General features: G+C 64.0%; 18 protein-coding genes. 16 read left to right on the top strand and 2 right to left on the bottom strand.

From position 1 onward, the window contains the following. Positions 1-205 precede the first annotated feature (205 nt). The gene (locus AC56LN_RS19100) at positions 206-799 is read left to right on the top strand and encodes a 50S ribosomal protein L25/general stress protein Ctc (RefSeq protein WP_332530634.1); all 594 of its coding nucleotides are present in this window, start codon (positions 206-208) and stop codon (positions 797-799) included. Positions 800-924: 125 nt separating this feature from the next. Next, positions 925-1,509 (top strand): aminoacyl-tRNA hydrolase, encoded by a 585-nt coding sequence (gene pth / locus AC56LN_RS19105; RefSeq protein WP_258837205.1) that lies wholly within the window; start codon positions 925-927, stop codon positions 1,507-1,509. 21 nt (positions 1,510-1,530) lie between these two features. Here the strand turns inward: pth and AC56LN_RS19110 are convergent, their stop codons facing one another. Further along, positions 1,531-3,279 carry a DUF3857 domain-containing transglutaminase family protein gene (locus tag AC56LN_RS19110; protein WP_499574084.1) on the bottom strand — a complete coding sequence of 583 codons (1,749 nt, stop codon included), beginning with the start codon at positions 3,277-3,279 and terminating at the stop codon, positions 1,531-1,533. A 106-nt stretch (positions 3,280-3,385) separates the two neighbouring features. Between AC56LN_RS19110 and AC56LN_RS19115 the strand changes: the two genes are divergently transcribed. The 4 genes from AC56LN_RS19115 (at position 3,386) to AC56LN_RS19130 (ending at position 7,979) form a co-directional block, all read left to right on the top strand. Beyond that, positions 3,386-4,486 carry a patatin-like phospholipase family protein gene (locus tag AC56LN_RS19115; RefSeq protein WP_499574087.1) on the top strand — a complete coding sequence of 367 codons (1,101 nt, stop codon included), beginning with the start codon at positions 3,386-3,388 and terminating at the stop codon, positions 4,484-4,486. Between the two features lie 141 nt (positions 4,487-4,627). Next, complete coding sequence (ychF, locus tag AC56LN_RS19120; RefSeq protein WP_499574089.1) at positions 4,628-5,719, top strand: redox-regulated ATPase YchF; 1,092 nt, start codon at positions 4,628-4,630, stop codon at positions 5,717-5,719. A gap of 180 nt (positions 5,720-5,899) precedes the next feature. Then, complete coding sequence (locus AC56LN_RS19125) at positions 5,900-6,745, top strand: MOSC domain-containing protein (RefSeq protein WP_499574092.1); 846 nt, start codon at positions 5,900-5,902, stop codon at positions 6,743-6,745. 115 nt (positions 6,746-6,860) lie between these two features. Next, positions 6,861-7,979, top strand: coding sequence for a GGDEF domain-containing protein (locus tag AC56LN_RS19130; protein WP_499574094.1), 1,119 nt, complete (start codon positions 6,861-6,863; stop codon positions 7,977-7,979). 3 nt (positions 7,980-7,982) lie between these two features. On the opposite strand, the gene AC56LN_RS19135 is transcribed toward AC56LN_RS19130, so the two are convergent. Further along, positions 7,983-9,962 (bottom strand): monovalent cation:proton antiporter family protein, encoded by a 1,980-nt coding sequence (locus tag AC56LN_RS19135; protein WP_499574097.1) that lies wholly within the window; start codon positions 9,960-9,962, stop codon positions 7,983-7,985. A gap of 99 nt (positions 9,963-10,061) precedes the next feature. On the opposite strand from AC56LN_RS19135, the gene AC56LN_RS19140 reads away from it, so the two are divergent. The 10 genes from AC56LN_RS19140 (at position 10,062) to AC56LN_RS19185 (ending at position 18,402) form a co-directional block, all read left to right on the top strand. Continuing rightward, the gene (locus AC56LN_RS19140; RefSeq protein WP_183554141.1) at positions 10,062-11,084 is read left to right on the top strand and encodes a KpsF/GutQ family sugar-phosphate isomerase; all 1,023 of its coding nucleotides are present in this window, start codon (positions 10,062-10,064) and stop codon (positions 11,082-11,084) included. Beyond that, complete coding sequence (locus AC56LN_RS19145; RefSeq protein WP_183554139.1) at positions 11,084-11,620, top strand: KdsC family phosphatase; 537 nt, start codon at positions 11,084-11,086, stop codon at positions 11,618-11,620. Before AC56LN_RS19140 ends, AC56LN_RS19145 begins: the two co-directional genes overlap by 1 nt. Before the next feature lie 5 nt (positions 11,621-11,625). Beyond that, on the top strand, positions 11,626-12,231 hold the full coding sequence (lptC, locus tag AC56LN_RS19150) for an LPS export ABC transporter periplasmic protein LptC (RefSeq protein ID WP_499574100.1): 606 nt from the start codon (positions 11,626-11,628) through the stop codon (positions 12,229-12,231). A gap of 45 nt (positions 12,232-12,276) precedes the next feature. Continuing rightward, positions 12,277-12,825: a lipopolysaccharide transport periplasmic protein LptA gene (lptA, locus tag AC56LN_RS19155; protein ID WP_499574103.1), complete on the top strand. Its 549-nt coding sequence runs from the start codon at positions 12,277-12,279 to the stop codon at positions 12,823-12,825. Then, entirely contained in the window at positions 12,822-13,577 is a 756-nt protein-coding gene (lptB, locus tag AC56LN_RS19160) for an LPS export ABC transporter ATP-binding protein (RefSeq protein ID WP_499574107.1), read from the top strand. The genes lptA and lptB overlap by 4 nt, the downstream gene beginning before the upstream one ends. A 14-nt stretch (positions 13,578-13,591) precedes the next feature. Next, a complete protein-coding gene (locus AC56LN_RS19165; protein WP_499574109.1) occupies positions 13,592-15,079 on the top strand; it encodes an RNA polymerase factor sigma-54 in 1,488 nt (495 codons plus the stop codon). A 74-nt stretch (positions 15,080-15,153) separates the two neighbouring features. Beyond that, on the top strand, positions 15,154-15,510 hold the full coding sequence (gene hpf / locus AC56LN_RS19170) for a ribosome hibernation-promoting factor, HPF/YfiA family (RefSeq protein WP_482897080.1): 357 nt from the start codon (positions 15,154-15,156) through the stop codon (positions 15,508-15,510). 99 nt (positions 15,511-15,609) lie between these two features. After that, entirely contained in the window at positions 15,610-16,686 is a 1,077-nt protein-coding gene (locus AC56LN_RS19175) for an enoyl-CoA hydratase/isomerase family protein (RefSeq protein ID WP_499574110.1), read from the top strand. 85 nt (positions 16,687-16,771) lie between these two features. Next, on the top strand, positions 16,772-17,842 hold the full coding sequence (locus tag AC56LN_RS19180) for a DUF5694 domain-containing protein (protein WP_499574112.1): 1,071 nt from the start codon (positions 16,772-16,774) through the stop codon (positions 17,840-17,842). A 71-nt stretch (positions 17,843-17,913) separates the two neighbouring features. Next, positions 17,914-18,402 (top strand): DUF1579 domain-containing protein, encoded by a 489-nt coding sequence (locus tag AC56LN_RS19185; RefSeq protein ID WP_499574114.1) that lies wholly within the window; start codon positions 17,914-17,916, stop codon positions 18,400-18,402. Positions 18,403-18,414 lie beyond the last annotated feature (12 nt).

Consider the following 18,414-nt stretch of genomic DNA (forward strand, 5'->3'; position numbering starts at 1 on the left):
GTTGGTGTAAATAACACTTGGGTCCCCGCCTGCGCGGGGACGACATGTCCGGTGAGGCCGTACATGTCGATTTATGTATCTTTTGAGCGCGTAACAATGCGCTCTTTCCTGACTGCCCCTGGTCGCGGGGGTGGTCGCCACTTGGCTACCGGGCTGTTGATTGTTTTCTTCGGCATTCGGGCCTGTTTTATTTTTGGAGTATCACATGAAAGTAGTCGCATTCAACCGCACTCTGCAGGGGACCGGAGCGAGCCGCCGCCTGCGTAAAGCTGGTCAAACGCCAGGCATCATCTACGGTGGCGCAGGTACGCCTGAGCTGATCGCCCTGGACGGCAACGCCCTGTGGCACGCGCTGAAAAAAGAAGCGTTCCACGGTTCGGTTCTGGACCTGGAAATCGACGGCAAGACCCAGCAAGTCCTGCTGCGTGACTTCCAGATGCACGCGTTCAAGCAACTGGTCCTGCACGCTGACTTCCAGCGCGTCGATTCGTCGAAGCCAGTGCACACCAAAGTCGCTTTCCACTTCGTCAACGCCGAGAACTCGCCAGCCGTCAAGCTGAACAGCGCTGTAATCTCGCACGTCCTGAACGAGCTGGAAGTGTCGTGCCTGCCAGGCAAACTGCCAGAGTTCATCGAAGTTGACCTGGCAAACCTGGAAGCCGGTAACTCGATCCACACCGACGACCTGGTCCTGCCAGAAGGCGTCACTGCACTGACCCACGGCCAGAACCTGACCATCGTCACCGCAACCATCCCACGCGGCGCAGTCACCGCTGAAGAGACCCCAGCTGCCGAGTAATCGCAGCTGACGCGTCGCTCCGGCGGCGCATCGCACAGAAACCCGCCGCGGCTTGCCCGGCGGGTTTTTATTTTTTGATTTGCACGTTTCGGCGATAATCGCCTTTTCTCGACAGAATCTCACGCATGTCCATTCGACTGATCGTTGGCCTTGGCAATCCCGGCCCCGAGTACGAACAAACCCGCCACAATGCCGGCTTCTGGCTCGTGGACAATCTTGCCAATGGCTTGCCCGGCTGCCGTCTGCAGCGCGAATCGCGTTTCAATGCGCTGGTTGCCAAGACGTCCATTGCCGGCAACGATGTCTGGCTGCTCGAGCCGCAGACCTATATGAACCGCTCCGGTCAGTCGGTCGGCGGCCTGGCGCGCTTTTATAAAATCAATCCGGATGAAGTGCTGGTCGTGCACGACGAACTCGACCTGCCACCGGGCGTTGCCAAGCTCAAGAAGGGTGGTTCATCCGGCGGGCACAACGGCCTGAAGGACATCACGGCGGCGCTCGGCACCCAGGATTACTGGCGCCTGCGCCTTGGTATCGGCCACCCGCGCACGATGAACCTGCAGCAGGTGGTCGCTGACTTCGTGCTGCACCGTCCGCGCCGTGAAGAGCAGAGCCTGATCGAAGAATCGATCGACAAGAGCCTGCACATCATTCCGCTGGTCTGCGAAGGCAAGTTCGACACGGCCACGATGCGGTTGCACACTGCCTGATTCGCTGGCGCACTGCCATCATCATCCACGTTTGAACACGACCTGAGAGCGCAGGTCGCGCAGCATGCGCTCCAGCGCTGGCCGCATGCGCCGGTAGTCGTCGGGCGTGCAGGTTGCCGCCGTGTGGCGGAACTTGAGCTGGCGCTTCACCGTTACCAGCGCGCCGCGCCGCGCATAGCGCGAGTGGTAGGCAAAGTTGGCGTCGTCCACGTGCATCGCGCGGGGCAGGGCCAGCACACGTGAGCGCGTCGGCAGATGAAAGCGCACTTCGTCCTCGGCATCGATTGCCGGACACACGAAGTCCTGACGCCGTTCGGGTTCTTGCGTGAACGTGAAGATGGCCTCGCCCAGGCTACCCCTCAGATCGTAGGTCGTGGCCAGCCGCGCCCGGCCGGGCAGTTGCGTGAAACCGTTGCTGGCGCTGCGCAACGGTATTGCGGCATTTCCACCTGTGACGTCCCGGTACAGTTCTGCCAGGGCGCCGCTGCCGGTGCGCGTGACCGTCAAGCGGCTGCTGCCATCGGACTGGATGGTGAATTGCGTGAGCGTTCGGCTGTGCGCCTGCTGGAAGAAGGGGAGCATCGCGAACTCGCCCGAGCGCGTCAGCACCGCCGGCTTGCCAAGCAAGGCCGCAGGCAAGAAGCCGCCGGCCACGCTGGCGGCGGTCGAATCGAGATACAACTGCAGCGACGGCACGTAGACGATCGCGTGATTGAGCACGTCCAGCGTGGGCACGGCCGGCAACTGGTAGGCGTTGCCGTTGTTGACGAGGGCAACGGTGCTGTCGATGCCGGCGCTGGCCAGCAGGGCGACGAGCAGCGTTGTGTGGTCTCTGGCGTCGCCGTAGCGGTTCGTCAGCACGCTGGCCGCCGCGTGCGGCACCACGCCGCCAGGGCCGAGATATACGGCCACGTAACGCACGTTGTGGCGTACCCAATCGGACAACGCGATCGCACGCGCACGGGGCTCGATCGCGTCACCGGTCACGCGCGTTGCAAGCGCCGCCACCGTGTCGTCGGGCAGTGCGTGTGCGCCCGTGCGATCCTGGTAGGCGCGGGCAAGGGCGGCGTAATCGGCGAAGGTAGACACGGCGAGCCGCTTGCCGTAGTCAAGGTAGCTGACCGAGCGGGCCTCGGGCGGGACATGTGCGCCATCGAGATAGCGCCAGGCATAGCGCCGCTTGCCGGCTGAAGGCGCGGGCAGGTCGGCAACTGTCATGGGCGCAAACCCGGTAGCGTCGGCATGCAGCAGCATCGCGGCAGGCATGTCGTAGACCACAAGTAAGTCGCGCCGGCGCTGGAAGTGCGCGCTGGTCAGGTCTTCGAAGTGGCCGGGAAACAGCGGCGTGTGGCGCCGCACGACGTAGCGCACGGCCACCCGGTCGCCGGCTTCGACGTCAGGAAACTCGACGGTCTTCAGGCGTATCGTCTGGAACATCGGAGCGTCGACCGACGCGGCTTGTGGCTGGTCGCGAATCTGGTGCGGCTGTACGGCGAGCCGGCGCCCGTCGGCCTTTTCGGCATACGCATCGATGGCGATGATGTCCTCGAGCGACTGGTTGTAGCCGATCTCGTACCGGGCGTGCTCAGGCAGGGCAGTGCGCTCAAGAATAGTCTGGGTTTGTGCGACCGTGAGCAGGTAGGCCCCACTGGGCTCGACGACAAAGTGCCGTACGTGGCGGTCGACGCCCGTCTCACGCGCATATGCCGGCTGCAGCCCCAGCAATGGCCACAGAAGCAGACACAGCATGACGACACAGCGCAGCATCATCTCAATCTCCGGCTACATGACCGACCCATGGTACGGGGCGGCGCCGGTGCAGGATTGATGTCGCGCAAGCGGCTGCCGTCAGCCGGACTTCTGCGATAATTTCACGATGAGAGCGCTTAACTTCCAGGCCGGCCCCCTTGCCATGGCCCAGATCGCCGCGCATGGCTTGCGCGCGCAGGACATTGCCATCGTGCCGGCAGCAGCCGGCGGTCCCAAAGGCCTGATCTTCGCGGCGCTTGACGCGTGGCTGTTCGGCGAGTGGTTGTCCACGGCGCCGCGCGAACGAACCCTGATCGGCGCGTCCATCGGCGCCTGGCGCATGGCGGCCGCGTGCCAGAAGGATCCGGCGAAGGCATTTGCCCGCCTGGCCGAACTCTACACAGGCCAGCGCTATACGCGCCTGAAACCCAGTGCGCAAGAGATCGATGAGGTCGTGCAAGCCTTGCTCGCCGAACTGGTCAGGGGGCACGAAGACGACATTGTCGGACATCCCCATCACCGCCTGCACATCCTGGCCGACCGTGGCCTGCGTTCGCTCGCCGCGCCGGTCGGCCGCCACGCCGAACTGCGCGGCTTCGCCTCGGCCGCGCTGCACAATGCCGGCTCACGGGCCTGGCTGGCGCGCTTGATGGAAAGGGTGGTCATCGGTGGCACGCGTGCAGGCGACCTGCCATGGCTGCACGAGCCGTTCGACCGCTTCACGACGCACTTCGCGCCGCTGACCCGCGCCAATCTGGCACCTGGCCTGCTGGCCTCGGGCACGCTGCCCTTGATCATGAAAGCGGTGACGGGTATCGCCGAGACGCCTCCCGGCAGCTACTGGGATGGCGGCATCATCGACTACCACCTGGCCTTGCCGTATGCGCGTGCAGCAGGCGCGAACAAGAGCGAACTGGTGCTGTATCCCCACTTTACCGATCACATCGTGCCCGGCTGGCTCGACAAGAGCATGCCGTGGCGGCGCGCCGCGCGTGGCCCCAACCGCGGCTGGCTGGAGAATGTGCTGCTGGTGACGCCTTCCGCAGAATTCCTGCGCTCACTGCCGCGCGGCAAATTGCCTGACCGGACCGACTTCACCTCGTTCGGCCTCGACCACGACGAGCGCATCCGCGTCTGGCGCCACGCGATCGGGGAGGGCGAGCGCCTGCGCGACGAGCTGGCCGAATTTGCGCTGCGGCCCGACCTGGCGCGCATCCAGCCAATCTAGCTTGTCACTGGGGCAATCGACGCGTTGCAGCAGGGGCGCCGTGCGCCTTTTTTTTCAGCAGAAAAGCCGGTCCGGGTTACAATGCAGGGTTTAGGGCGGTTCATTGATCGCTCGCTTTTTACCGAATCTGAAAGATTTCTCATGACCCTCAAATGCGGCATCGTCGGCCTGCCAAACGTCGGCAAGTCCACCCTGTTCAACGCGCTGACCAAGGCCGGCATTCCGGCTGAAAATTATCCGTTCTGCACCATCGAACCGAACGTCGGCGTTGTCGAAGTGCCGGATCCACGCATGGATGCGCTGTCGGCCATCGTCAAGCCTGAGCGCATGGTCAACGCCATCGTCGAATTCGTCGACATCGCCGGCCTGGTCGCCGGTGCATCGAAGGGCGAGGGCCTGGGCAACCAGTTCCTGTCGCACATCCGCGAAACCGACGCTATCATCAACGTCGTGCGCTGCTTCCATGACGACAACGTGATCCACGTGGCTGGCAAGGTCAGCCCGCTGGACGACATCGAAGTCATCCAGACCGAGCTGGCGCTGGCCGACATGACCGCCGTCGAAAAAGCGATCCACCGCGAAGGCAAGAAAGCGCGTTCGGGCGACAAGGATGCCGCCAAGCTGGTCGCCGTCTGCGAACGCCTGATGCCGCACCTGGACCAGGGCAAGCCAGTGCGCACGCTGGGCCTGGACGCCGACGAAATGGAAATGATCAAGACGCTGCACCTGATCACGGCCAAGCCGGCAATGTTCGTGGCCAACGTGTCCGACACGGGCTTCACCAACAACCCGCTGCTGGACCTGCTGACCGCGTACGCGAAAGAGCAGAACGCCCCGATCGTCGCCATCAGCGCTGCGATCGAGTCCGAAATCGCCGAGATGGACGATGCCGACAAGGCCGACTTCCTGTCCGACATGGGCATGGAAGAGCCAGGCCTCGACCGCCTGATCCGCGCCGCTTACAAGCTCCTGGGCCTGCAGACGTACTTCACCGCAGGCGTGAAGGAAGTGCGCGCCTGGACCATCCACGTGGGCGACACCGCGCCACAGGCGGCCGGCGTGATCCACACCGACTTCGAACGCGGCTTCATCCGTGCGCAGACGATCGCGTATGACGACTTCCTCGCGTACAAGGGCGAGGCTGGCGCGAAAGAAGCGGGCAAGATGCGCGCTGAAGGCAAGGAATATGTCGTCAAGGATGGCGATGTGTTGAACTTCTTGTTCAACGTCTGATCCGCGTCCGGGATACCCGGCGCGCTACCAAAGCAGGGTGGACGGCTATGCCGTCCACGCGTTCAAACCAACCTCGCGCCGTGGTATGCGAATGCGGGTTGAACGCGTGGGCGGGAAACCCGCCCACCCTACGACATTGGCCCTGCTGGGCCTTTTTTTACGCCGCCCGAGATTGAGCGCATGGCCACCCTCACCGAACTCGTTATCTACCCGATCAAATCCTGCGCCGGCCTGTCCGTCCCTGAAGCCCGTCTGGCCCTCGACGGCCTCTCGGCCAACGGCGTGCACGACCGCGAATGGATGCTCGTCACGCCCGCCGGCCTGTTCCTGACCCAGCGCGAAGTGCCGCGCATGGCCACGATCACGCCGCGCATCGACGCTACAGAGCTGATCGCCAACGCTCCCGGCATGCCACCACTGCATCTGCCGCTCGCGCACGACGCCGCCGCAAAAACGGTCGAGATCCTGCTCTGGGAAGACCGCATCCCCGCCGCCGATTGTGGTGACGCGGCCGCCAGCTGGTTCACCACCGCCCTCGACGCCCCATGCCGCATGGTGCGCTTTCGCCCCGACGTCCACCGCCCGACCAGCACCAAATGGACGAAAGGCGTCCCGGCCGCCACGCGCTTTTCGGACGCCTATCCGATCCTGCTGATCGGCCAGGCCTCCCTCGACGACATCAACGCGAAACTTGCCCAGGCCGGTCGCGACAAGCTGCCCATGAACCGCTTCCGCCCGAACGTCGTCGTCGATGGCATCGGCGCGTTCGAGGAAGACTTCGCCGCCGCGTTCCACGGCGATGGAATGACGCTCCGCCCCGTCAAGCCGTGCGCGCGCTGCCCGATCCCGGCCGTCGACCAGACCACCGGCATTCCCGGCCCCGATCCGCTCGACATCCTGCAAGCCTGGCGCGCCAATCCGCGCATGGATGGCGCCGTCACGGTCGGCATGAATGTGATCGTGCAGGAGGGCATTGGCCAGACACTGCGCGTCGGCCAGCCATTGAACGTCGAGCTGGCTTTCTAGCCAGAGCGCCACACTGTCGCAAAATCGCCTAACCGCCTGCCTCATCAGGCGGTTTTTCGTATCCAAGCTCCGGAGGATGGCGTAATGTTACGGTTATTGCTGAAAGGAATTCTTCATGCACGAGCCGGGCATTTCGTCGCGGGAACTGATGGCGGAAAACGAGACTTTGCGCGTACGCATGGCGTATCTGCTCGAACAGGCCGAGCGCAATCACGCGATCATGTGCCGCCACCAGGCGTTCGACCTGCAGATCGTCGGCGCCAGCAGTTTTCCTGACCTCGTCGGCACGATCTTCAGCACGCTGCCGGTGATCTCGGACCTCGATATCGTCACGCTGTCACTGATCGACCAGAACGCCGATATCTACACGGTCATGCACCGCCTCGGCGTCGATTTCGAAACGCTGCCCAACCTGATCTTCTGCGAGCACGCGGTCGAACTTGGCTTTGACATGGCGCCGGAATCTCAGTTGCGGCCCATTCTGGGCGCGTATGCACCCGCCCAGCACCGCGCGATGTTCCCGCAGCCGCCGGCCAATCTGCGCAGCGTGGCGCTGGTGCCCCTGATGCGCAACAAGCGCCTGATCGGCAGCCTGAATCTGGGCAGCGCCGATCCAGGCCGGTTCACGCCGGCGCTGGGCACCGATTTCGTCGAGCACATGGGCTCGATCATCGCGATCTGCCTCGAGAACGTGATCAGCAACGAGATGCTCAAGTACATCGGCCTGACCGATTCGCTCACCGGCGCCTACAACCGGCGCTACATGGACCGGCGCCTGGTCGAGGAAATCGCGCGTGCGCGGCGCCAGGGCTACCGCCTGTCCTGCATGTACATCGACATCGACCACTTCAAGCGCGTCAACGATACCGTCGGCCACCAGGGCGGGGACGATGTGCTGCGCGAGGTGTGCATCCGCATCAAGGCCGAATTGCGGATGTCCGATACCTTGTGCCGCTTCGGCGGCGAAGAATTCGTCGTTCTGCTGATCGACGCCGACCTGGAAAACGCCAGCATCGTCGCCAACCGCATCCGGACTGGCGTGGCCGGCTTGCCGGTGGACCTGGCTACGGGCGAGCAGGTGGATGTGACGGTGTCGATCGGGGTGGCGGCGCTGACCGACTTCGAGCGCGATCACGCGATCGAAGGCGTGGCGCAGGAGCTGATCGCGTCCGCCGACGCGGCGCTGTACCAGGCCAAGGCCGCGGGGCGCAACCAGGTCGTCACGTTCGCCTGACGGTTACAATAATCGTTCTTCGGCGCGGCTGACCGCTTCGCTGTCTCCGCGCAGCACCACGACGTCGCCCGACGCCAGCAGCACGTCCGGGCCGGGCGCCAGATCCTTGCCGCCGCGCCGCAAGGCCGTTACCTCCACCGCCACATCCTGCAGCCGCAACGCGCCCAATGCCAGGCCGATCGCGCCGGCCTGCGCATGCAGGCGCACTGAATGCAGCTGCACCTGGCCATGTTCGAGGTCCGCGCCGCTGTCGTCCGCACCGTGGAAGTAGCCGCGCAGCGTGGCGTAGCGGCCCTTGCGCGCGGCCTGGACCCGGTGCACCACGCGGCGCAGCGGCACGCCGAGCGTGACCAGCGCGTGCGAGGCGAGCATCAGGCTGCTCTCAAGGGCTTCGGGCACCACCTCGGTCGCGCCGGCCGCCTTGAGCACGTCCATGTCGCCATCGTCGTGGCTGCGCACGATCACGGGCAGTGCGGGCGCCAGCTCGTGCACCAGGTGCAGCACCTTCAGCGCCTGGCGCGTGTCGGCGAACGTGATCACCAGCGCGCTGGCGCGGTGTACGCCCGCCGCGATCAGGCTTTCGCGGCGGGCTGCGTCGCCATACGAGACCGTTGCGCCGGCCGCCTGCGCCTTCTGCACCCGCTCCGGATCCAGGTCGAGCGCGTACCACGGCAAGGCTTCTTCTTTCAGCAACGTGGCCAGGCTTTGGCCACTGCGCCCGAAGCCGGCGATGATCACGTGCTTCTGCGTGGTCATCGTGCGCGTGGCCAGCTGCGTCAGTTGCAGCGACTGCATCATCCACTCATTGGCCGCGACCTTCATCACGATCCGGTCCATGTAGCCGATGATGAAGGGTGCCAGCAGCATCGACAGCACCATCGAGGCCAGCACCAGCTGCATCACGAACGGGTCGATCAGCTTCGAGCCGGATGCATGACTGAGCAGCACGAAGCTGAATTCACCGGCCTGCGCCAGCGCGAGACCCGTGCGCAGCGCGGTGCCCAGCGGCGCGCCGAATGCGCGCGCCATCAGCACGATCAGGCCGGCCTTGAGCAGCACCACGAGCGCCAGCAGCAGCGTGACCTGCCACCAGTACTGGCTCACCAGGCGCAGGTCGAGCAGCATCCCGATCGTGATGAAGAACAGGCCAAGCAGCACATCGCGAAACGGCTTGATGTCTTCTTCCACCTGGTGCTTGTAGGGTGTCTCCGAAATGAGCATGCCGGCGACGAACGCGCCGAGCGCCAGTGACAGGCCGGCCTGCTCCGTGATCCAGGCTGAACCCAGTGTGACGAGCAGCAGGTTGAGCATGAACAGCTCCTGCGAGCGGCGCTTGGCCACGATCGTGAACCACCGGCCCATCAGCTTCTGGCCAAAGAACAGCAGCAGCGCCAGCACCAGGCCGGCCTTCAATGCGGCCAGGCCCAGCGTGATGGCCATGTCTTCCGGATCGCGCGCCAGCGCCGGAATCATGATCAACAGCGGCACCACCGCCAGATCCTGGAACAGCAGGATGCCGATGATGCGCCGCCCGTGTTCGCTCTCGAGCTCGAGGCGCTCGGTAAGCAGCTTGACGACGATCGCGGTGGACGACATGGCCAGCGCCCCGCCCAGCGCGAACGCGGCTTGCCAGGCCAGCGTCAGGTGGGGCATCAGGTAGGCCGCCAGCAGGCCGATGCCCATGGCCGCAGCGACCGTCGTCACGACCTGGCCGAGGCCCAGCCCGAACACGATGCGCCGCATCGAGCGCAGTTGCCCGAGCGAGAATTCGAGCCCGATCGAGAACATCAGAAAGACGATGCCGAATTCGCCCAGCGCATGGGTGGTGGGGCTGTCTTCGGCCAGGGCCAGGGCGTGGGGGCCGATCAGGACCCCGACGGCCAGGTAGCCGAGCATCGGCGGCAGTTGCAGGGTGCGAAAGCCAACCACGCCAAGGACAGCGCAGCCAAGCAGCAACAGGGTGAGTTCGAGACCAGAATGCATGGGGTGAAACGGGCGGTGGTTGTGGTGGCGAGGCGTGCTTGTTATCGAATGTTACGACTGGCAAGTTTTTTGCTTTCGCAATTCGTTTATACTTCTGGAATGAGTGTAACTGATGACCAAATAATGCTGAAAAGTTTTGACGAAACCCTGGCGCAGCGCGTGCTGGAACTGGGTCGCCAGACCCTTGCGATCGAGGCCGATGCCATCGTTGCGTTGCACGCGCGCCTGGGCGATGACAGCAGCTTCGTCGACGCCGCGCAGCTGATCTACGCAGGCACCGGCCGTGTGGTCGTTTCGGGCATGGGCAAGTCGGGGCATATCGGCCGCAAGATCGCTGCCACGCTGTCGTCCACCGGTACGCCGGCGTTCTTCATGCACCCGGGCGAAGCCGCGCACGGTGACCTGGGCATGGTCACGGCGAATGACATCCTGATCGCCATTTCCAATTCGGGCGAGTCGTCCGAACTGCTCGACATCCTGCCGGCCGTGAAGCGCCTGGGCGCGCGCGTGATCGCCATGACCGGCAAGCCGGCTTCGCGCCTGGCCAGGCTGGCTGACGTCCACCTGAACATCGCAGTGGCGAAAGAAGCCTGCACGCTGAATCTGGCGCCGACGACCAGCACCACCGTCACGCTGGCGATGGGCGATGCGCTGGCCGTGGCGCTGCTCGACGTGCGGGGTTTCCGCGAGCAGGATTTCGCGCTGTCGCATCCGGGCGGCGCGCTGGGCCGGCGCCTGCTCACGCATGTGCGCGACGTGATGCGCACCGGTGACGCCATTCCGTCGGTGGGCCTGGATGTCCCGCTGGTCAAGGCGCTGCTCGAGATCAGCCAGAAGGGCATGGGCATGACTGCCGTGGTCGACGCCGCTGGCCGCCCGCTGGGCGTGTTTACCGATGGCGACTTGCGCCGCGTGATCGAGCGCATGCACGATTTTTCGAACGTGCTGATTCGCGACGTCATGCACGCCAATCCGCGCAGCGTACGCCCGGAACAGCTGGCGGTCGACGCGGTCGCCGTGATGGAAGAATTCCGCATCAACCAGATGCTCGTGATCGATGAGGCGGGCCAGCTGGTCGGCGCGCTGCACATCCACGACCTGACCCGCGCAAAGGTGATCTGATGAACACTCCCGTATTGGCCCACATCGAGCGCGCCGCGCGCATCAAGGTCATGATCTTCGACGTCGACGGTGTGCTCACCGACGGCAGCCTGACCTACGGCCCTGATGGCGAAGTGACCAAGACCTTCAATGTGCTCGACGGCCTGGGCATCCAGATGCTGAATAAATCCGGCGTGCAGACCGCGATCATCAGCGCGCGCCTGTCGCCGATCGTCGTGCGGCGCGCCGCCGACCTGGGCATCTCGCATGTCTACCAGGGCAACCACGACAAACGCATCGGCTTTGCCAATCTGCTCGAGGCCACCGGTTTTACCGCCGACCAGTGCGGCTACATCGGTGACGACGTGATCGACCTGCCGCTGTTCGCGCGCGTCGGCTTTGCCGTCGCGGTGCCGTCGGGCCATCCGGACGTCCAGCACCGCGCGCATTACGTGACGAAGAACGGTGGCGGCCGTGGCGCGGTGCGCGAAATCTGCGACCTCGTCATGCGCGCGCAGGGCACCTATGACCAGGCGCTTGCGCCGTACTTCGCCTGACCGCCATGGCCACCATCGCCTCCAACAAACGCACCGCGCATCGCTGGAATCTGCTGGCGATGATCGTGATCGGCGTGTTCTTCGCCTTCGGCAGCTTCTGGCTGCTGCAGCTGATGCAGGGGACCGAGATCGATGCGCAGCTGGGCGGCCCGGCCAACGAGCCGGATTACATCGTCGAGAATTTCTCGTTCGTGCGGATGACGCCCAACGGCCAGCCGAGCTATGTCGTGTCGGGCAAGCGCCTGGCCCACATCCCGCAGGGCGACGTGTCGAATGTCGACCAGCCCCTGATGCGCGGCGTTGAACCGGGCCGTCCGCCGATGACGGTGGTGGCCAAGAATGCGCGCATCTTCCATGAAGAACACCGCGTCGAACTGTTCGGCGACGTCGATCTGCAGCGCCCGAAGACGCCCGCCAGCGAAGCGCTGCGCGTGCGCACGCAGGCCATGACCGTATTGCCCGACGAAGAAATCGTCAAGACCGACCAGCCGATCGACATGGAGCTCGGCGCGTCCAGCCTCAAGGCCGTCGGCCTGGTGGCCAACAACGCGACCATGCAGATGAAATTGTCCGGCCGCGGCCGTATCGTCTATCCGCCACGCCAGCGCTGAAGGCCACCAGCCATGCGCGCGTGCTAACCCAGGACCAGCACCATCATGAAAAAACTCTTTGCTGCCGCTTTCTTTTCTCTCCTTTCCCTGAGCGCCATGGCAGAAAAGGCCGACTCGCTCAAGCAGGCGGCGCTCGAATACGATAACGGCGACCTCGATGGCGTCGCCGGCGTGCGCACCTTCACCGGCAACGTGATCCTGACCCGCGGCACGCTGCTGGTCAAGGCCGAACGCGCCGTGGTCCGGGATACGCCCGAAGGCTATATGAGCGTGACGCTTACCGCCGCCAACGGCAAGCCGGCCACCTTCCGCCAGAAGCGCGACGGCGGCCCGAACCTGTGGGTCGAAGGCCAGGCCGAACGCATCGAATACGACGAACGTACGGAGCTGGTGCGCCTGTACTCGAACGCCGTCGTCAAGGAACTCGAAAACGACCGCATGACCAACCAGATGACCGGCCCGTTCATTTCGTACGACAACCGCAAGGAAGTCGTCGCCGTGCGCAATGACGTCAGCGGCGAGAGCAAGGTTGGCGGCGGACGTGGCACGCTGATCCTGGCGCCCAAGCGTACGCCGGCCGGAGGCACGCAATGACGGAACTGAACGATCGCAGCACGCTGGTCGTCAAGGGCCTGCAGAAAAGCTATGGCAAGCGCCTGGTCGTGCGCGATGTGTCGCTGGATGTCGAATGCGGCGAAGTGGTAGGTTTGCTGGGCCCGAACGGCGCCGGCAAGACCACCTCGTTCTACATGATCGTCGGCCTGGTCCCATCGGACGCCGGCTCGATCAGCATCAACGGCACCGACATCACCAGCCTGCCGATCCATCGCCGCGCGGTGCTCGGCCTGTCGTACCTGCCGCAGGAAGCCTCGGTGTTTCGCAAGCTGACGGTGGAAGAAAACATCCGCGCCGTGCTCGAACTGCAGAAGGTCAACGGCAAGTCGCTCACCAAAACCGAGATCAACGACCGCCTCGATACCTTGCTGGCCGACCTGCAGATCGAGAAGCTGCGCGAGAACCCGGCGCTGTCGCTGTCGGGCGGCGAGCGCCGCCGCGTGGAGATCGCGCGTGCACTGGCGACCAACCCGCGCTTCGTGCTGCTTGACGAACCCTTTGCCGGCGTCGACCCGATCGCCGTGATCGAGATCCAGCGCATCGTGCGCTTCCTCAAGGAGCGCAAGATCGGCGTCCTGATCACCGACCACAATGTCCGCGAGACGCTTGGCATCTGCGACCGCGCCTACATCATCAATCAGGGCGCGGTGCTCGCATCCGGCCGGCCCGACGATATCATCGCCGACGAGTCGGTGCGCCGCGTGTACCTTGGTGAACATTTCCGCATGTAAGCCATGACCAATTGATGAAACAGTCCCTTCAGCTCCGCACTTCGCAGCACCTGGCGCTCACGCCACAGCTGCAGCAATCGATCCGGTTGCTGCAACTGTCGACGCTCGAACTGCACCAGGAGATCGAGCAGATACTGGGTGATAACCCGCTGCTCGAAAGGCTCGACGATCCGCTCGATCATTCGGTGCGCTTGCTGGCCGATGGGGCGATCAACAATGCGCCGGCACCCGGCGAGGCGCCGCCGGCGCCGGGCCAGCAGGCCGAAGGCGAGGGCAGCGCCCCGGCCGAGGGCGAGGGCGCTGAAGGCGGCGCGGTCGATGGCGACCGGCCCGACAATGACTGGAGCGAAGGCAGCGGCGCGTCGTCCGGCAGTGGCAGCAGCAGCGACGACGAAGACGGCCGCCCGCAGCTGGAAGCGTGCGCCATCACGCTGCGCGAACACCTGATGGAGCAGGTGCGCGAAACGCTGCTGTCAACCCGCGACCGCGCGCTGGCCGAACTGGTGATCGACGCGCTCGATGACAACGGCTACCTGGAAGAACCGCTCGACGACATCCACGCACGCCTGCCCGAAGAACTCGAGGTCGACCTCGACGAACTGCGCTGCGCGCTGGCGATGGTGCAGAGCATGGACCCGGTGGGCGTGGGCGCGCGCAGCGCGGCCGAATGCCTGGCGCTGCAGATCCGGCGCATGCCGGGCGTGCCGATGGTCACGCGCCGCATGGCCCTGAAGATCGTCGAAGGCTACCTGACCTGGTTCGCGCAGCGCGAATACAGCAAGCTGAAAAAGGCGCTCGATTGCGACGACGAAGACCTGCGCGAAGTGCAGGCCGTGGTCCGCCAGTGCAATCCGCATCCGGGCGCCGCGTTCGCGTCGAACGTGTCGGATTACGTGGTGCCGGACGTGATCGTGCGCCGTGCCAAGAACGGCTGGGCGGTCACGCTGAACCCGGACGTGATGCCGCGCCTGCGCGTGAACAGCCTGTACGCCACGATGCTCAAGCAGGGCCGCAGCGAGAGCCAGATGGGCGCGCAGATGCAGGAGGCGAAGTGGCTCATCAAGAACATGCGCCAGCGTTTCGACACGATCCTGCGTGTGGCCGAGGCGATCGTCGAACGCCAGCGCAACTTTTTCAGCCATGGCGCGGTTGCCATGCGGCCCCTTGTTTTGCGCGAGATAGCTGATACACTAGGTCTGCACGAGAGCACGATCTCTCGTGTCACAACCCAGAAATACATGCTGACCCCGCACGGCATGTTCGAGTTGAAGTATTTCTTCGGTAGCCACGTTGCCACCGAAGCGGGAGGCGAAGCATCCTCAACGGCAATCCGTGCGCTCATCGCACAATTGACAGGAGCAGAAGACCCTAAGAATCCATTATCCGACAGCAAGATCGCGGAAATGCTCGGGGAACAAGGCATGGTCATTGCGCGCAGGACGGTCGCAAAATACCGTGAAGCGCTCAAGATCCCCCCCGTCAGTCTCCGCAAAGCCTTGTAACAACGCCGCTCATACAGTCTGTGCCTTCAGCTCCTGTGTGGTGCAAGCGACGTGACATCTTCAAAGGAGTGTGTATGAACCTCACCATCAGTGGTCACCATCTCGAAGTAACCCCTGCCATCCGTGAATACGTTCAGAATAAGCTCGAGCGCATTATTCGCCATTTCGATCAAGTCATAGATACCCACGTCTTCCTGGCCGTCGATAACCTCACTGAAAAAGAAAAAAGGCAAAAAGCTGAAATCAACGTCCAGGTGTCGGGCAAGACCCTGCACGTGGCGAGCGTCGCGCAAGACCTGTATGCCGCAATCGACATGTTGATGGATAAACTGGATCGACAAATCCTGAAGCACAAGCAGATGCTGAAAGACCATAACCGAACATCGATCAAACGCCTGGACGTCGACGAAGCAGACGTCGCTGCCGCCTGATTCGAGCGCAGGTTAACATCGCCAGGGGCGTCTTTTCGGGACGCCCTTTTTGCATCCCGCTGCCGGTAAAATACGTGTTTCCTTTCGATGGATCACGCCATGTCCGAACACGTCCTGACCCGCATCGCCAACCGCGCCGGCATCATCACCCTCGACCGTCCCAAGGCGCTCAATTCGCTGTCGCTGGACATGGTGCGCGCGCTGACCGCGATCCTGCTCGACTGGCAGCATGACGCCGCCGTCGATGCGGTGGTGATCACCAGCAGCAGCGAAAAAGCGCTGTGCGCGGGCGGCGATATCCGTTTCTTCCACGACGTCGGCAACGCCTCGCCGCAGGGCGGCAGCGCACTGCTCGAGGATTTCTTCACCGAAGAATACGCGCTCAATCACCTGATCCATTTTTATCCGAAACCGTATATCGCGCTGATGGACGGCGTGGTCATGGGCGGCGGCATGGGCATCGCGCAGGGCGGGCCCGATTGCGGCCTGCGCATCGTCACCGACCGCACCAAGATGGCGATGCCCGAGGTGAATATCGGCCTGTTTCCCGATGTCGGCGGCAGCCATTTCCTGTCACACGCACCGGGCCAACTGGGGATGTTCCTGGGCTTGACCGGCCTGACGATCGGCGCGGCCGACGCGCTGTACGTGGGCCTGGCCGACGTGTTCGTGCCGGGCGCCGACCTGCCGGCGTTGCAGTCGCTGATCGAGGCGACGCCGGGCGCGGATCTGCCGGCGGCGATCCGCGCGTTCGCCACGGCGCACGCCGGCGAGAGCGAACTGCAGGCCAACCGCGCATGCATCGATGCGCATTTTGGCGCGGACTCGGTGGCGGCAATCATGGCGTCGCTCGAGGGTGACGACACGCCATTCGCGCAGAAGGCATTGCGCGCGATGCGTCAGCGCTCGCCGTTGATGATGTGCGTGACGCGCGAGCTGCTGCGGCGCGGCGCATCGCTCGATGTCGCCGACTGCCTGCGCCTGGAGCGCTCGCTCGTGCGCCGCAACTTCGAGCATGGTGAGGTACTCGAAGGCGTGCGCGCGCTCGTCATCGACAAGGACAATGCGCCGCAATGGAATCCGCCGTCGCTCGACCTCGTGACCGACGCGATGGTGGCGCACTTCTTTGCGCCGGTGTGGCCGGCGCATGCGCATCCGCTGCGCCATCTCGCGTAAGCCTCTTCATGCATATCCGTTTGCGCGTGACTTTTCGTGCAGGCGGTGCAAACATCGTGGCTTCATGAACCGATGAGGACCCCCGATGCGCATGACCGCCTTGCTGTTGTCGATGACCTTGTGCGGCAGCGCCGTCGCCCAGGCCTGGCAGCCTGACTTCAATGCGAGCGCATTCAAGGGACCGGCCTCTGGCCCTGCCAACGAGGTGCTGGTGCTGGGATCGCCCCATCTGTCGCAATTGCCGAACACCTTCCAGGCCGCCAGCCTGACGCTATTGAACGAGCGCCTGGCTGCATGGAAGCCGCAGGCGATCGCGATCGAGGCAGTGTCCGGGCCGCAGTGCGACTTCATGCGCCGTTATATGGCCCGCTACAAGGATTCGATTGATTCCTACTGCCGGGATACCGCACCGGCACGGCTGGCCACGGGGCTGGACGTTGCGGCAGCGACCGCGGCCGCGGAGGCCTTGCTGGCTGCCTGGCCCGAAGCGCCCACGGCCGCAGAACGTCGACGCCTTGCTGCGTTGTTCCTCGCTGGCGGCGAGCGCGCATCGGCGCTGGTTCAGTGGCTGCGCCTGCCCGAAACCGAGCGTCGCGCCGGTGACGGCCTGGATGCCACATTGGTCGGCGTGCTCGCGACGCTGGAAACCAGGCGCGACGAAAGCATCATGATTGGTGTGCGTCTGGCCGTCCGGCTCGGCCTTGAACGCCTGTACGCGATGGACGACCACACCGCCGACAGCGCGACGGGAGACCAGAAGGCGTTTGGCGATGCGCTGATGACCGCATGGGACAACCCGGCCTCGAAGCAGCGCGGCGCAGCGGACAAGGCGCAGGAGGGCTCGCTGGGCAGTGCCGAAGGCGTGCTGGCCATGTACCAGGCCAGAAATGCACCTGGCCAGGGGGCTCTGGTGTACCGCAGCGACTTCGGTGCGGCGCTCAACGAGCCGTCAGTGCAACGCTTCGGCCGCCAGTACGTGGGCTACTGGGAAACGCGCAACCTGCGCATGGCCGCCAATATCCGGGACGTGCTGGGATTGACGCCGGGCCAGCGCATGCTGGTCATCGTCGGCGCGTCACACAAGGGGTATCTGGAATCGTATCTGCACCAGATGCATGATGTGCGGATCGTGGACGCGGGGCCGGTACTGAAGTGACGAGGCACTATATTGATGTCGGTGGCGACGAGTGAGCGGCCCGACAGACCACTTATCATTCAAGGAATGGCATGGCACTGGAACTGATGAGTTCAGCACCGACTGACTTCGATTTTGTTATGGGGGATTGGTTTGTCAGGCACCGGCGACTCAAGGAACGCCTGGCAAACTGCAATGAATGGGTTGAGTTTGATGGTGAGATGTCGACCCAAAAAATCCTGGGTGGCTTCGGTAACCTTGAAGACAACATCTTGCGCCTGAATGACGAGGTCTTTCGCGCTATCGCGTTACGCTCCTACGATCAGAGCACGAAGAGATGGTCGATCTGGTGGCTTGACGGTCGTCTTCCGAGTCAGATCGACGTTCCGGTGGTCGGCGAATTCATCGATGGCGTTGGTACGTTCTTCGCCAACGACACTTTCCAGGAAATCCCGATCATCGTCAGATTCATCTGGCGCCAGATTGATCAAAACTTGCTTCACTGGGACCAGGCTTTTTCTGCCGACGCGGGAGATACGTGGGAAACCAATTGGACGATGGAATTTCGTCGTCAGCGTTAAACCTGGAGCAGG

The sequence above is a fragment of the Telluria sp. ZT3P26 genome (assembly GCF_059686035.1).

Bases quoted from the DNA above. Each gene is read 5' to 3' on its own strand.
- pth (WP_258837205.1), top strand. From the start codon at position 925: ATGTCCATTCGACTGATCGTTGGCCTTGGCAATCCCGGCCCCGAGTAC.
- AC56LN_RS19165 (WP_499574109.1), top strand. From the start codon at position 13,592: ATGAAACAGTCCCTTCAGCTCCGCACTTCGCAGCACCTGGCGCTCACG.
- AC56LN_RS19140 (WP_183554141.1), top strand. From the start codon at position 10,062: ATGAGTGTAACTGATGACCAAATAATGCTGAAAAGTTTTGACGAAACC.
- lptB (WP_499574107.1), top strand. From the start codon at position 12,822: ATGACGGAACTGAACGATCGCAGCACGCTGGTCGTCAAGGGCCTGCAG.
- AC56LN_RS19145 (WP_183554139.1), top strand. From the start codon at position 11,084: ATGAACACTCCCGTATTGGCCCACATCGAGCGCGCCGCGCGCATCAAG.
- AC56LN_RS19135 (WP_499574097.1), bottom strand. From the start codon at position 9,962: ATGCATTCTGGTCTCGAACTCACCCTGTTGCTGCTTGGCTGCGCTGTC.
- AC56LN_RS19130 (WP_499574094.1), top strand. From the start codon at position 6,861: ATGCACGAGCCGGGCATTTCGTCGCGGGAACTGATGGCGGAAAACGAG.
- AC56LN_RS19115 (WP_499574087.1), top strand. From the start codon at position 3,386: ATGAGAGCGCTTAACTTCCAGGCCGGCCCCCTTGCCATGGCCCAGATC.
- AC56LN_RS19180 (WP_499574112.1), top strand. From the start codon at position 16,772: ATGCGCATGACCGCCTTGCTGTTGTCGATGACCTTGTGCGGCAGCGCC.
- lptA (WP_499574103.1), top strand. From the start codon at position 12,277: ATGAAAAAACTCTTTGCTGCCGCTTTCTTTTCTCTCCTTTCCCTGAGC.
- AC56LN_RS19100 (WP_332530634.1), top strand. From the start codon at position 206: ATGAAAGTAGTCGCATTCAACCGCACTCTGCAGGGGACCGGAGCGAGC.
- AC56LN_RS19110 (WP_499574084.1), bottom strand. From the start codon at position 3,279: ATGATGCTGCGCTGTGTCGTCATGCTGTGTCTGCTTCTGTGGCCATTG.
- lptC (WP_499574100.1), top strand. From the start codon at position 11,626: ATGGCCACCATCGCCTCCAACAAACGCACCGCGCATCGCTGGAATCTG.
- AC56LN_RS19175 (WP_499574110.1), top strand. From the start codon at position 15,610: ATGTCCGAACACGTCCTGACCCGCATCGCCAACCGCGCCGGCATCATC.
- ychF (WP_499574089.1), top strand. From the start codon at position 4,628: ATGACCCTCAAATGCGGCATCGTCGGCCTGCCAAACGTCGGCAAGTCC.
- hpf (WP_482897080.1), top strand. From the start codon at position 15,154: ATGAACCTCACCATCAGTGGTCACCATCTCGAAGTAACCCCTGCCATC.
- AC56LN_RS19185 (WP_499574114.1), top strand. From the start codon at position 17,914: ATGGCACTGGAACTGATGAGTTCAGCACCGACTGACTTCGATTTTGTT.
- AC56LN_RS19125 (WP_499574092.1), top strand. From the start codon at position 5,900: ATGGCCACCCTCACCGAACTCGTTATCTACCCGATCAAATCCTGCGCC.